Here is a 13,405-nt window from a genome sequence, read left to right on the forward strand (position 1 = left end):
CTCAAAAAAACCGCTCCCAGCAAGGGTTTGGAATTATGAAATTGTCTCTTATGGGCAGGAACTTATGAAAAGTTACCGGATCTCCGCCACAGAAAGCGGATGAATCGAAAAAGAGCGGGCCGGAGGTTAATCCGGTCCGCTCTTTGGCATATGCAGGGCTTTTCAGCATAACTGAGCTTATATCCCGCAGCCCACAGTGCCAGTTAAAGTAGGCTGCAGCCGTGCGATTTCCTCTGCTGACGGTTGTTTGCCGCTCGCAAGCCCGCTGGCAATTGACATCATCAGCTTGATCCGGTTAGCCTGATTCACGACGCTGACCCCGGCATCATAGTCGATGGCAACGATATTCGCGCCCGGATACAGCTCCTTCAGACCTTTAATCATGCCCCGGCCGGTAATATGATTCGGCAGGCAGGCAAATGGCTGAATACAGGCAATATTGTTCACGCCATTATCCAGCAGATCCATCATCTCCGCTGTCAGGAACCAGCCTTCGCCCATCTGGTTGCCTACAGAGACCAGGCGGCTTGCTTTCTCGGCCAGCCCATAAATATTCTCCCGGCCTTTGGCCAGTCCGGCTTGCTCCAGCGCCACTTTGACCGGCTTACGGTAAATCTCCAGATACGAGATCAGCATGGGATTAATATATCCCAGCCGTTTGCTTTTGCCGAATTGCTCGGCTTTGTAGATCGGATTATAGACACAATAGAAGATGAAGTCCAGGAAATCCGGCATTACAGCCTCTCCGCCTTCTGCCTCAATCATATCGATAATGCGGTTATTGGCGTCCGGATGGAATTTGATCAGTATTTCACCGACAATGCCCACCTTCGGCTTCACTGCCGGGTTAACCGCGAGCCGGGAGAACTCAGCAACGATCTCACGGCACAGCCGCTTGTACTCACGGAACGAGAAGTTCGAGAGGCTTTTCTTGCAGCGCTCCATTCCTCTGCGGAATAAGGCTCCGGCGCTTCCCGGAACGGTCTCATACGGTCTGAAGCGGTGCAGAAGACGCATCATCAGATCACCGTAGCAGGCCGCAGCAATCAGGCGGTTCGCCAGCTTCAGGCTGATCCGGAAGCCCGGCTGATTCTCCATTCCGGATGCATTCAGCGAAATGACCGGAATCTGCCCCAGATTCGAATCCTTCAGTGCCTTGCGCAGCAGGGAGATATAATTGGTCGCCCGGCAGCCGCCGCCGGTCTGTGACATGATCACGGCAGTCCGGTCCGGATCGTATTCCCCGCTCTTCAGCGCGGACAGCATCTGCCCGATGGTTACAATCGCCGGATAACAGGCATCATTGTTCACGTACCTTAGACCTTCCTCGGTCTCCTGCGGTCCGGTCGATTCCAGGATCTTCAGACGATAACCTGCGTCCTGGAACACCCGTTCAAACAGCTCGAAATGGATCGGTGACATCTGCGGAGCCAGAATGGTATAGGTTTCCTTCATTTCCTTCGTGAACGGCACATTTGCCTGCGTCTTGTACAGCAGCTGAGGCTGCACATCCCCCTTCTCCCGCTCACGCATAGCTGCCTGCAGGGAACGCAGACGGATACGTGCGGCCCCCAGATTGCTGATCTCATCAATCTTAATCAGCGTATAGACCTTGTTGTGACGTTCCATGATCTCCTGAACGGCATCGCAGGTGATCGCATCAATGCCGCAGCCAAAGGAAGTCAGCTGGACAAGCTCCAGATCGTTTCTTCCCGCAGCCAGCCGGGCCGCACGGTACATCCGCGCATGGTAGGTCCATTGGTTGACTACGCCTACGTCTCCTTCACTGTGGTCCAGATGGCAGACCGAATCCTCGGTCAGCACCGCAAGACCCATGCCGGTGATCATATCGGCTATGCCGTGATTGATCTCCGGATCAGCATGGTAGGGATGTCCGCAGAGCAGAATCCCCTTCGTCCCTGTCTCCGTGAGGAAGACCAGCGTTTCTTCGCCCTTCGTACGCACATCATTCTTCGCCCGATCAGCTTCAGCAAGTCCCGCCTGTACAGCTGCAGCGATCTCCTCCTTGGGAACATCGGCAAAGGTCTTCACCAGCACCCGCGTCAGCGCCGGAATATCATCGAAGGTCAGGAACGGACTGACTAGAGGAACCCCCTGCTCCTTCAAACCATCCATATTGTTGCGGATAACCTCCGGATAGGAGGCGACTACCGGACAATTGAAATGGTTCTGGGCCGCTTCATCTTCCTTCTTCTCAAAAACAACCGCCGGATAGAAGATGAAATTAACGCCCTTGCCGATCAGACTCTGCACATGCCCGTGGGCCATCTTCGCCGGATAACAGATGGACTCCGACGGAATGGTATCCATTCCGCTCTCATAGAGCTTCTTGCTGGACTTCGGCGACAGTACGGTCCGGTAGCGCAGAGAGGTGAAGAAGGTATGCCAGAACGGATAATTCTCGAACATATTCATCGTCCGCGGAATTCCTACCGTGCCCCGTACCGCCGCTTCTTCAGGCAATCCCTCATAATCGAAGAAACGTTCATATTTATACTGCATCAGATTCGGCAGCGTATTCTTCTCTTTCTTGCCGCCTGCCCCGCGCTCGCAGCGGTTCCCGGTCACGTGGAAGCTCTTGTCCGGGAAGCGGCTGATGGTCAGCGCGCAGTTATTGGCACAGCGGCTGCAGCGGCCGGGAGAGACTGAGTATTGGAATGTCTCCAGCTCTTCGGGTCCAAGAATAGTGCTAATTCCATCCGGGCCAGCCTGTTCTTTGGCAATCAGCGCACAGCCGTAGGCGCCCATAACGCCGGCAATATCAGGTCTGACCACGGTTCTCCCGGTCAACTGCTCGAAGGCCCGCAGTACGGCTTCATTGTAGAAAGTGCCGCCCTGAACAATAATATTGCGGCCCAAATCCTCAGGATTGCGGATTTTGATTACCTTTTGCAGGGCATTCTTGATAACTGAATAGGCAAGTCCGGCCGAGAGATCCGCCAGAGACGCGCCTTCCTTCTGTACCTGCTTCACCTTGGAATTCATGAACACGGTGCAGCGGGAACCGAGATTCACCGGCTTGACGGATTCGAGCGCCGATTGGGCGAACTCCTCAATGCCGAGCTCCAGCGCAGAAGCGAAGCTCTCCAGGAAGGAGCCGCAGCCTGCCGAGCAGGCTTCATTAAGCATCAGGCTGTCGATAGCGCCGCCGCGGATCTTGATGCACTTCATATCCTGGCCGCCGATATCGAGGATAAAGTCTACTTCCGGCATGAATTTGGAGGCCGCTTTATAATGCGCTACCGTCTCCACTTCGCCGCCGTCTGTCCGCAGTGCGGCCTTGACCAATCCCTCGCCGTAACCGGTAGCATAAGCTCCGGCGATGTAGCAGCCCTCAGGCAGAATCCGGTAGATTGCCTTCAGCGCATCCGTGACAGACTGCAGCGGGTTGCCTTTATTGCTTCCATAGGAAGTGTATAGAATCTCATCCGCCGAACCGGTAATCACCAGCTTTGTCGTTGTAGATCCGGCATCAATGCCGAGATAAACCGGTCCGCGATAGGCGGACAGCTCGGAACGCGGTGCCGTCGCTTGGCCGTGGCGGAGTCTGAACTGCGCCAGATCATCCGGAGTCTCAAACAGCGGTGCCAGCTCGGCATCCTCCGCACGGTCCAGCGAGAAGTCCACGGAAGCAATCCGCGAGATCCAGCGAGGCAGCGGCAAGAACAGGGGATCAGACTGAGCAAGCGCCGAACCGATCGCGACAAAATATTGCGAATGCTCCGGAAACAGTATATCGCCTTCCTTAAGTCCCAGCGTATCCGCAAAACGGTCGCGGAGTGCAGACAAGAACGTCAGCGGTCCGCCCAGAAAAGCCACACGGCCGCGGATCGGCCGTCCGCAGGCAAGTCCGCTGATCGTCTGGTTCACTATGCTCTGGAAGATGGAGGCCGCCACATCCTCGCGGCGTGCCCCTTCATTAAGCAGCGGCTGCACATCACTCTTGGCAAATACCCCGCAGCGTGAAGCGATCGGATAGATCCGCTCATGCTTCACTGCAAGCTCATTGAGCCCGCCGGGATCGGTCTGCAGCAGCGAGGCCATCTGATCGATGAACGCTCCGGTACCGCCTGCGCAGGCGGTATTCATCCGCTGCTCAATGCCGCCGCTGAGATAAATAATCTTGGCATCTTCACCGCCAAGCTCAATCGCTGTATCGCACTGCGGAATCCGTTCGCTGATCGCCTTGGTGCAGGCAATGACCTCCTGGACAAAAGGAATCTCCCCCAGTTTAGATAGTGATAAACCGGAGGAGCCGCTTACAGTGAGTGCCGCTTCGCTATCCGGGAACCGGTCCTGTACATCGGACAGGAGAGATAGCGCTGCTTTTTTTATATCGCTGAAATGACGCACATAATCTTGATAAATAATTGTATCCCGTTCCATAACAACCAATTTGGCCGTAGTTGATCCGACGTCAAGCCCAATACGCAGTATTTTCATGCCATCCCCCATGCCTTGCTCCAAATTTGAAGTAATATGAGGCAACTATATCATGAGAGAGGCTGACCAAAGCTGTTAAAAAAGTAACAGACAAATACAATTAACTCCTAGCATACTTAATTATTTCACGATTTGTTCTAATGCTGCCTCCACATGGCCCTTGACCCGGACTTTTCTCCATTCCGCGATCAGAATTCCTTCTTCGTCAATCAGGAAGGTGGAGCGCACAATGCCCATAAATTCTTTGCCGTAGAGCTTCTTCAGCTGCCACACTCCGAATAATTCACTTACCTTATGCTCCTCATCGGAGAGCAGGGGAAATGGCAAACCGTTCTTCGCGATAAATTTGCCGTGTGAGGCGAGATTATCGGAGCTGATTCCCAGCAGAACCGCTCCATGGGCTGTAACCCTGTCATGGGCATCACGGAAATCGCAGGCTTCCTGCGTGCAGGCGGGTGTCATATTCTTAGGATAGAAGTAGAGCAGGACTTTCCTGCCGCGATACTGGCTTAAGCTGATTTCCTGCCCTGTGGATGCGGGGAGCGTGAAGTCCGGGACCGCTTGTCCAAGCTTGATATTCATTTAATGTTCACTCCTTATGGATATGGCTGATGATTCGGAAATTGCGTGTATTCCCAAAAGAAATTATAATGTAGAGAATGTGAACCGGAAAGGAAGAACGAAATGCCGCCAAGAAAGAACCGGCACGCAAAAGCCGGCAAATCAAAAAAGAAGACGTTGCTCTGGACTCTGGCAATCATACTCCTTCTAATTATCGGAGGTCTGGTTTATTATTTCACCGCGATCTACAACCAGCTCGACAACCTGCACAAGACAGGTGAAGATTCTCCGTTTGTCAATGTGCCAACAGCCTCGGCGGAAACTGTTCAGCCCCCCGAATGGGAAGGTACAGAGCCTGTGAACATCCTGCTTATGGGTGTCGATGCGCGCGGGGTGAAGAAAGGCGAGGTTCCACGTTCGGATACCATGCTGGTTGCCTCATTAGACCCGGTCAAGAAAAAATTCTATGTGTTCTCCATTCTTCGCGATACTTATATCCCTATCCCTGACCACGGGACACAGCGGATCAATGCTGCAATTACCTATGGACCCAATACGGCGATGCAGACGGTAAGCGACCTGCTCGGCATCCCGATTCAATATTATGTGTATACCGATTTCCAGGGCTTCATGAAGCTTGTAGATGCCGTTGGCGGTGTCGACTATGAGGTTGAGAAAGACATGCGCTATACTTCCAAAGCGGACGGGCCTGAGTTCGATATTGATCTCAAAAAAGGCTTCCAGCACCTGGATGGCAATATGGCGCTGCAGTACGTGCGCTTCCGCCATGACGCCACTTCCGATTTCACCCGGACGGAACGCCAGCGCGGATTCCTCAAGGCCGTGGCGGACAAGGTGATCAGTACCACTTCTATTATTAAGCTGCCCACGATTCTGTCAGAGGTTACGCCTTATATTGATACCAATCTTACATTAAGTGATATGTGGAAGCTGGGGAGCGTTGGCTATGACAGCTCCATGGGCGGCAGTGCACAAATCCCGCCGATGGAGCTGATCAGAGAGAAAACCACCAAAGATGGCTCCCAGGTCATCGGCTTCACCAGTGATGAAGATCTGAAGCAGTTCGTGCAAGATACAGTCACTGCGCCGGATCCTACTCCGACTCCTGAAGCAGAGGCTTCCCCGGGCAGCAGCCCTTCCGCTACACCGGGATCTAACTAGAATACAATATAACCATGCTTGGCACACAGGGGCGGGCGGACAGCGGGATACACCGCCAGTTCGCCCTTTCCCTTGCGCCTCCGACATACGAAAGGATGTTATTCCATGAACCGCAGCACATCAGAACATTTATACCAGGAAGCTCTGCAGCATATCGTAGGAGGCGTCAACAGCCCCTCCCGTTCCTTCAAGGCCGTAGGCGGCGGTGCCCCCGTATTCATGAAACGCGCCGGAGGCTCCCGCTTCTGGGACGAGGACGGCAATGAATATATTGATTATCTGGCCGCCTATGGCCCGATCATTACCGGACATGCCCACCCGCATATCACCGCTGCCATTACAGAGGCTGCACAGAATGGACTGCTCTATGGCACGCCAACCCAGCTTGAAATCAGGCTGGCCAAAATGCTGAAGGAAGCTATCCCCTCCATGGACAAGGTACGCTTCGTCAACTCCGGTACAGAAGCCGTCATGACAACAATCCGCGTGGCCCGCGCCTACACGAAGCGCAGCAAGATTATCAAGTTCGCCGGCTGCTACCACGGCCACTCCGACCTGGTGCTTGTAGCCGCAGGCTCGGGACCGTCTACGCTGGGCATCCCGGACAGTGCAGGCGTTCCGGCCAGCATCGCCCAGGAAGTCATCACTGTACCCTTCAATGATCTGGACGGGCTACGCGAGGCGCTTGAGCAGTGGGGCGAAGATGTGGCTGCCGTTATGGTCGAGCCGATTGTCGGCAACTTCGGCATGGTCATGCCGCACCCCGGTTTCCTCGAAGGCCTGTGCAAGCTGACGCATGAGAACGGCTCACTTGTCATTTACGATGAGGTCATCACCGCTTTCCGTTTCCATTACGGCTCCACCCAGACTTATGCAGGTCTTGCAAACCATGAGGATATCATTCCCGATCTGACCGCACTGGGCAAAATCATCGGCGGCGGGCTGCCTATCGGCGCATACGGCGGACGTAAGCATGTCATGGAGCAGGTCGCACCGCTGGGTCCGGCTTATCAGGCGGGTACCATGGCCGGTAACCCAGCCTCGATCTCGGCAGGGATTGCCTGCCTTGAGGTGCTGGCTGCCGAGGGTGTCTATGACGAGATGGAACGGCTCGCTATCCGCCTGACCGAAGGGCTGCAGGAATCTGCCGGACGGCACGGCATTCCACTGACCATCAACCGGATACGCGGTGCATTCTCTACGCATTTCTGCAACCATCCGATTACCAATTACGATGAAGCGCAGGATACCGACGGTGAAATGTTCGCCAGCTTCTTCCGCCATATGCTGAACCGCGGCATTAATCTGGCGCCTTCCAAATATGAAGCGTGGTTCCTGACCACTGCCCATACGGACGCCGACATCGATATTACGCTGGAGGCAGCAGAGGCCTCGTTCGCGGCTATGGCAGCGGAGCAGCAACAGCTGTAAGAAACTCTAGATAAAGAGGCGGCCCCATTGGGGCCAGCCTCTTTTCACACCCAATATACCGTGCAGGTTCCTTAGAAATCAATCCGCTTGTCCAGAGTGACTTCCTTATGGCGCGGACGTCTAAGTCCTCTGCCGTCAGGGACCAGTGAGAATTCAATGGAATCCAGCGCTTCCGGGAGCGGGGGCCAAATTAAAAACCGCATCTCTACCTGGGCACCGCCACCCCGGCCACCATGCATCTGCACCTCATATTCAGCCTCTCCCAGAATTACGAGTGTAAGAGGGGCTTCGATGCTGACGCTTTCTACGGCCGCTGTCAGGCACTTGATCTCGACCGAAAGAATACTCAGGTTCTCATATTGCATGGAATGAGTGAGAGCATATTCGAAATCCCCATCCCGTATTGTCTTCATGATCGGAAGCACTCCGCGCAGTTCACCCGGCTCTTCCCAAAAGTGGCGTCTGGGCACCGATTCATTCAAGCTGCCCAGTACAAGCGATATTTCCGAAAGCTCCAGCCCCAGTTCAACGGACCATTGCTGTATCATCTCCGGATCCGGAAACAGCTGTTTCCCTTCCGCGACCGACTTCCTCTGCTGTACTAATCTTAGAATCTGCTCATCAATCTGCTTCGCTTCATCGTTGTATACATTCTGCAACCCTCTTATCGCTATTCTATTCCACTCCAAACCGCTTCACTCCCGATTTCAGATTGAACTGATCAGCTCCCGCCGCTCTTGCGCCGTCCATACATGAACAGTGCAGCAACCGCGAGCGGGGTCACCAGCCGTACAGCGAGCGGCATACTGCCTCCCGCAATAGCGACAACCACATAACTTACAACGATGGCCGCTTCCGCCATGATGTGCTTGTGGAATGTACCTTTTCTAATCCTGTAGACAAAAACCAGCGCAATGACTAGTGCCAATCCTGTATATAGAAGGGTTAGCGGCAATCCTTGAATATCCATCATTACCCCTTGCTCTTCTGTTCATACAGGCTGCGGATTTCCACATCCTGCGGAAGCTTGAACGGATTCTGCTGATTGATCCGGTCATAGAACATGATCCCGTCCAGATGATCCATCTCATGCTGAATCACGATCGCCTGATAACCCTTGAATTTCTGGGTAATCACCTGACCGTTCAGATCAAATCCCCGAACCTTCACGGTCTCATACCGCGGCACAAAGCCGTGTACAGGCCGGTCCACGGACAGGCAGCCTTCGCTCTCCGGTAAATACACCATCGCCACAGAATGGCTGATGATCTTGGGATTCACCCAGGTATACTCTACATTTTTGCCGTTATCGTCCTTCAGGCACATCACGAACATCCGCTTCTTCAGCCCCACCTGATTGGCGGATAAGCCTACCCCTGAACGGAGCTTATGTTTGGCAGACATTTCGGCATCCTGGCTGTTCTTCAGGAACTGCATCATACACTTCAGCGCCTCGCGGTCTTCCTCCTGCAGCGGCAGCTGCACGGGTTCTGCTACCGCACGGAGTACGGGATCCCCTTCACGCACGATATCATCCATCGTGATTATATATTCGGCATTATATTTTGTACTAGACAACTGCGTTCATCCACCTTTGCCTTACGGGCCTGATTTTATTATGCAATATTGATATATTATGCTGGATTATGGATTAATGAAAGCTGTCCGCAGCTTGCTGCTGTAATTCACATCGAAGCCAAGTCCGGTAGCGAGCGCGGCGAGCGGCAGGTACGTTTTATCCTCTTTGCCGACCTTGTGCAGGAATGCCGGGGTATCAATTGCCACATCCGTTCCGTTCACCTTAATCGTCTTCGAGCCAATCGTAATCACCACGGTTCTTCCACCGTAAATAATCGTCGCGCTGGAGGTTTTGTTATCCCATTTACCGGTTGCGCCTACCGCATTCAGAATGTCCTTCAGCGCCAGGAAATTCTGTCCATTCTTCAGAATGGGCTTATTGGGAGTGTTAAGTGTGGTCCCCTTCACTACAATTGACATCGGTGCAGTAGCTGAAGTCATCACTGCAGCTGCCGGAGTAAGGTATTCCCCCCACTGCTGCTCTGCGAACACCGTGGCAATCCGTTCATAGCCCAGCTGCGTCGGATGGAAGTCTGCCGCTCCAGCCCCGATAATATGGGTGAGCGATCCCTCTACACCGGCAAACTTTGCGGCTACATGGGCTACCTTTACGGGCGCTCCCGCCTGGTTCAAGGTAGCTGCAATATTCTCAGCCGCTACTGTGAACTGTGCAGCTGCACTCATCAGCTTGTCATACGAGGCGCCCAGGGCAATTCTTGGAGCAGGCTGATATTGATCGGCCAGCAGAATCGTTGCCAGGGGATTCACGGCCCGGATGTTGTCCAGCGCCGATTTCACATTGCTGCTGTACGCCGCGAGGCGTTCCGCAAGCTGGGCTGTGAAGTCAGCCTCCGTTAGTGTCTTAACATTCAGAAACAGACTGCTTACATCATTGCCGCCTATAGTGATCGTAATCAAATCAGCTGCAGCAAGCTCCGTTCTAATCTGCGGCGTCATAGCGGCAAACTGGGCAATCCGCGGATCAGGCAGCCCCGGCTGGATTGCCTCTGCCGTAGTTGCGATGCCGTCTTTGATAGAGGCGGTATACTGAAGCAATCCGGATGTCTTCAGACCTAATATACCGTAATTGCTTAGCGTGCTTCTGCCGTGATACCAGCCTTGCTCCAGTAATCTCTCGGCATATCCGTACGGCTTCACACTGGAATCAGTCATCCCCGGCTCATATCCGGCAGTAATGGAATCTCCAAGTGCCACGATGCGAAAGACATCCTGCTCCGAGTCCGGCGTAACGGCTGCTGCAGCGGCACCGGCAGGGCCTGCATGCACATTAATTAATACGGCGAACAGCAGCAGCCCGCTAGTTCCGGCTGATATGAATCTTCTCCATGTCTTCAGCATCGTATTCCCCCTAAATTAGTATAATTCCATTCTAACACCCAGCCACGCTACGCAAAAGAGCGGTTTCCCGATAAATCGGAAAACCGCTCCTGAGGCCCGCTGCGGCTTACTGCTCTCCGCTGCCGGATTCTGTAGAATTCTTATGGCCGCCCGCGCTAGACGGGCCGCTGATTTGTTCAGAACGCTGCACATATTTATCATACCGGCTGTCCAATTCGTAAGCGATTTTGCGGTATCGGCGCGTTTCTTCGACTATAGGATCGAGCGTAGTCTGTATCCGGATCTCATACTTGGGCGAAATCTGGCGGATTTCCTTGGCCTGCCGGTCATCCGGCTCCATCTCGCCATCCTCCAGAAGCTCACTCAGTCTGCGCTCCAGATCATCATTGTCACTCATGGCAATGCCGCCTCCTTACTGCTTCTTGAATCCCGTGGCATCAGCTGCTTGCAGGGAGTTCACCAGATAATCATGTATCCGTCCATTGCTCGCCACTACATGGCGTGTACTGATATCGTAGGGATTGCCCTGGGTATCAGTGACTTTCCCGCCGGATTCCAGCACCAGCAGCACGCCTGCCGCACAGTCCCACGGACTCAGGCCCACTTCCCAGTAGCCGTCCACCCGGCCTGCCGCAACATATGCCAGGTGCAACGCTGCCGAACCGCCGGCACGAACGCCGCGCACCTGCGGCAGAATCTGCTGCAGTCCGGCCATATTGGCAGGCTGGGCGAATACCCGGTCCGGCGGGAAGCCCATGGCAATCAGACTGCTTCCAGGCTCCGCCTCCGCTGACACGGCGGTAGGAATCCCGTGCATATACGCACCTTTGCCCTTCTCGGCAACGAACATTTCGTCACGGATCGGATCATAAATGACCCCCACTGTCAGCTCGCCCTTGACGACGAGGGCAATAGATACACAATAGAAAGGAAACCCGTGTACGAAATTGGTAGTGCCGTCAATGGGATCAACGATCCACAAATACTCATGCTCCCGCGCTTCATCCAGGGCAGCAGTCAGCGCGTCCGCTCCCGGCTGAACGCCTTCCTCACCAAGGATGGCATGGTCGGGATAATGGGTCAGGATCAGCCGGCGGATCATTTGCTCCACACCTTTATCGACCTCCGTAACCAGATCCTGGGCGGATGTCTTGCTGCCCAGTTCCTTCACCTGGCCTTGTCTGCTCTTGATCCATTCCCCCGCTTTGGCTGCAGCATTAATTGCCGCAGCCGTATGTCCCTTGCTTGTAACTACATAGGGTTCCCGTTCATTTCGGTTATCAGGACTTACAGGACTCATCTCTTCACTCCGCTTTCTTTGAGCATGATTGTTCTCCCATGGAACGCTATTACGCGCAGGACATCAAATTGCTGCTCAACTTTCATTCAACGTACCCTATTTCAGCTCACTTATCAAGTCAATACTGGCACCGTAATAAGGTCTAATCCCCTTGTTTGTTGCCTGTTATGCTTGTATATTCACGCTGGCTCCGTTTAGTACCGTAATTCCGTTCCCGCCCTGTGCAAGCTCCTTCATGGCCTCCATCAGGCCAAACAAGGCTCCGTCCTTGAGCTTCGCTTCGATCATGACATCCACTGCCGGAGTATCGGCGGCGATCCGCTTCAGAAAAGCAAACAGCGGAGCCGGCTCCACGCCATCGGCATGGCTACGCGGATCGGACGGGCTGCGCGGGCTGGAGACATGAATCTTCGGAGGCAGTACTTCCCCGGGCAGGACATCCTTCCGGGCAAGACTGCTTGTCCATGTCCTCTGGATCTCCGGCCACAGCTCCCAGGGGAGCTCGCCTTCGTTGTTAACCCATTGATGATGGATATCCAGCACCATCGGCAGACCCAGGCTGCGGCTAACCTCCAGTGTCTCCACCGCATTGAACGTCTTGTCGTCATTCTCCAGCGTCATCCGTTCCCGGAGTGCAATCGGAAGCGCGGAGCATTGCTCACAGAAACGCGCCGCAGACAGAGGCTTGTCCCCATAAGCACCGCCAATGTGGATATTGCTCTTGGCGGTTGCCGGCAGCCCCATGGCCTCAAGCATATCGGCATGATGCTGCAGGTCGCGGATCGAGCTTGCGAGTACCTCGGGACGCGGAGTACTCAGGACCGTGAAATGGTCCGGATGAAAGCTGACCCGCATGCCGTGCTTCTTCACATAAGTGCCCACCTCAGCGAACTCCTCCGCCAGTGCAGACAGCGGATGCCAATCCGCCAGATCAGGATGGGTCGCCAGCGGAATCAGCTTGGAGGTCAGGCGGTAGACCATAATATCCGAGCCTGCATTATGCTTCAGCAGGCGGAGTGTATTATGGAGATTGACCCGTGCGATTGATTCCAGCTTACGCAGTCCGGCTTCCCGGTCGCCCAGCTTGTTAAAGCTTGCCATAGTCATTGTCTTAGAGGGTGAGCAGTCCGGGATGACGGTAGACATGGCGACATAGCCGAAGCGGACAATCATCCTTCTTCTCCGAAGAACATTTCGTAGGCAAGGGCCGTCTGTACCCGCGACTCTTCCTCATTCAGCTTGCGTACCAGATCCATCTCCACAGCTGTAACCTCATTGCCCTGGAAGTTGATTTCAGCAATGGAAGCCGAAATCTTAACGATCGCTACAGCAACATTCTCAGGATTGTAGGCGATGACCTTCTGGCCGGTCGGGTATACACGGAAGCCCTGCTTCACCATTTTGGTTCTTCCGTACTCCAGCAGCTCATATAGCTCCTGTTCATTCTTGAATTTGCACACCGAATTGAATTCTGATTGAAACCCCATGCTTCTCTCTCCTTCCCGGCCGGAACGCTCCCGCCGATCACCA

The 13,405-nt window shown here is 54.2% G+C and carries 12 protein-coding genes; 2 read left to right on the forward strand and 10 right to left on the reverse strand.

Features of this window, described 5'->3' with window-relative positions:
- Window positions 1-177 precede the first annotated feature (177 nt).
- Complete coding sequence (locus QW71_RS30830; RefSeq protein WP_052770468.1) at window positions 178-4,464, reverse strand: 2-hydroxyacyl-CoA dehydratase; 4,287 nt, start codon at window positions 4,462-4,464, stop codon at window positions 178-180.
- A gap of 120 nt (window positions 4,465-4,584) precedes the next feature.
- On the reverse strand, window positions 4,585-5,046 hold the full coding sequence (bcp, locus tag QW71_RS30835; RefSeq protein ID WP_039308628.1) for a thioredoxin-dependent thiol peroxidase: 462 nt from the start codon (window positions 5,044-5,046) through the stop codon (window positions 4,585-4,587).
- A gap of 102 nt (window positions 5,047-5,148) precedes the next feature.
- Here bcp and QW71_RS30840 point away from each other — a divergent pair, with 102 nt between their 5' ends.
- On the forward strand, window positions 5,149-6,207 hold the full coding sequence (locus QW71_RS30840; RefSeq protein WP_047014071.1) for an LCP family protein: 1,059 nt from the start codon (window positions 5,149-5,151) through the stop codon (window positions 6,205-6,207).
- A gap of 105 nt (window positions 6,208-6,312) precedes the next feature.
- Window positions 6,313-7,638, forward strand: coding sequence for a glutamate-1-semialdehyde 2,1-aminomutase (locus QW71_RS30845; protein WP_039308631.1), 1,326 nt, complete (start codon window positions 6,313-6,315; stop codon window positions 7,636-7,638).
- 71 nt (window positions 7,639-7,709) lie between these two features.
- On the opposite strand, the gene QW71_RS30850 is transcribed toward QW71_RS30845, so the two are convergent.
- The 8 genes from QW71_RS30850 to QW71_RS30885 form a co-directional block, all read right to left on the reverse strand.
- Complete coding sequence (locus QW71_RS30850) at window positions 7,710-8,327, reverse strand: hypothetical protein (RefSeq protein ID WP_152679907.1); 618 nt, start codon at window positions 8,325-8,327, stop codon at window positions 7,710-7,712.
- 32 nt (window positions 8,328-8,359) lie between these two features.
- Window positions 8,360-8,611 (reverse strand): hypothetical protein, encoded by a 252-nt coding sequence (locus tag QW71_RS30855; RefSeq protein ID WP_039308637.1) that lies wholly within the window; start codon window positions 8,609-8,611, stop codon window positions 8,360-8,362.
- A complete protein-coding gene (def, locus tag QW71_RS30860; protein WP_039308679.1) occupies window positions 8,611-9,177 on the reverse strand; it encodes a peptide deformylase in 567 nt (188 codons plus the stop codon). The genes QW71_RS30855 and def overlap by 1 nt, the downstream gene beginning before the upstream one ends.
- Window positions 9,178-9,282: 105 nt before the next feature.
- Window positions 9,283-10,575 (reverse strand): stalk domain-containing protein, encoded by a 1,293-nt coding sequence (locus QW71_RS30865; RefSeq protein ID WP_039308640.1) that lies wholly within the window; start codon window positions 10,573-10,575, stop codon window positions 9,283-9,285.
- 106 nt (window positions 10,576-10,681) lie between these two features.
- Window positions 10,682-10,972: a hypothetical protein gene (locus QW71_RS37430; protein ID WP_042133348.1), complete on the reverse strand. Its 291-nt coding sequence runs from the start codon at window positions 10,970-10,972 to the stop codon at window positions 10,682-10,684.
- A gap of 15 nt (window positions 10,973-10,987) precedes the next feature.
- Window positions 10,988-11,875, reverse strand: a complete 888-nt coding sequence (locus QW71_RS30875) for an inositol monophosphatase family protein (protein WP_039308641.1) — start codon at window positions 11,873-11,875, stop codon at window positions 10,988-10,990.
- Between the two features lie 165 nt (window positions 11,876-12,040).
- Window positions 12,041-13,048 (reverse strand): UV DNA damage repair endonuclease UvsE, encoded by a 1,008-nt coding sequence (gene uvsE / locus QW71_RS30880; RefSeq protein ID WP_039308643.1) that lies wholly within the window; start codon window positions 13,046-13,048, stop codon window positions 12,041-12,043.
- Window positions 13,045-13,362: a hypothetical protein gene (locus QW71_RS30885; RefSeq protein ID WP_039308646.1), complete on the reverse strand. Its 318-nt coding sequence runs from the start codon at window positions 13,360-13,362 to the stop codon at window positions 13,045-13,047. The genes uvsE and QW71_RS30885 overlap by 4 nt, the downstream gene beginning before the upstream one ends.
- Window positions 13,363-13,405: the final 43 nt, after the last annotated feature.

This window comes from Paenibacillus sp. IHB B 3415 (genome assembly GCF_000802655.2).
Lineage (GTDB): Bacteria > Bacillota > Bacilli > Paenibacillales > Paenibacillaceae > Paenibacillus_AQ > Paenibacillus_AQ phytohabitans.

Bases quoted from the DNA above. Each gene is read 5' to 3' on its own strand.
- QW71_RS30830 (WP_052770468.1), bottom strand. From the start codon at position 4,464: ATGAAAATACTGCGTATTGGGCTTGACGTCGGATCAACTACGGCCAAA.
- bcp (WP_039308628.1), bottom strand. From the start codon at position 5,046: ATGAATATCAAGCTTGGACAAGCGGTCCCGGACTTCACGCTCCCCGCA.
- QW71_RS30840 (WP_047014071.1), top strand. From the start codon at position 5,149: ATGCCGCCAAGAAAGAACCGGCACGCAAAAGCCGGCAAATCAAAAAAG.
- QW71_RS30845 (WP_039308631.1), top strand. From the start codon at position 6,313: ATGAACCGCAGCACATCAGAACATTTATACCAGGAAGCTCTGCAGCAT.
- QW71_RS30855 (WP_039308637.1), bottom strand. From the start codon at position 8,611: ATGATGGATATTCAAGGATTGCCGCTAACCCTTCTATATACAGGATTG.
- def (WP_039308679.1), bottom strand. From the start codon at position 9,177: ATGGATGATATCGTGCGTGAAGGGGATCCCGTACTCCGTGCGGTAGCA.
- QW71_RS30865 (WP_039308640.1), bottom strand. From the start codon at position 10,575: ATGCTGAAGACATGGAGAAGATTCATATCAGCCGGAACTAGCGGGCTG.
- QW71_RS37430 (WP_042133348.1), bottom strand. From the start codon at position 10,972: ATGAGTGACAATGATGATCTGGAGCGCAGACTGAGTGAGCTTCTGGAG.
- QW71_RS30875 (WP_039308641.1), bottom strand. From the start codon at position 11,875: ATGAGTCCTGTAAGTCCTGATAACCGAAATGAACGGGAACCCTATGTA.
- uvsE (WP_039308643.1), bottom strand. From the start codon at position 13,048: ATGATTGTCCGCTTCGGCTATGTCGCCATGTCTACCGTCATCCCGGAC.
- QW71_RS30885 (WP_039308646.1), bottom strand. From the start codon at position 13,362: ATGGGGTTTCAATCAGAATTCAATTCGGTGTGCAAATTCAAGAATGAA.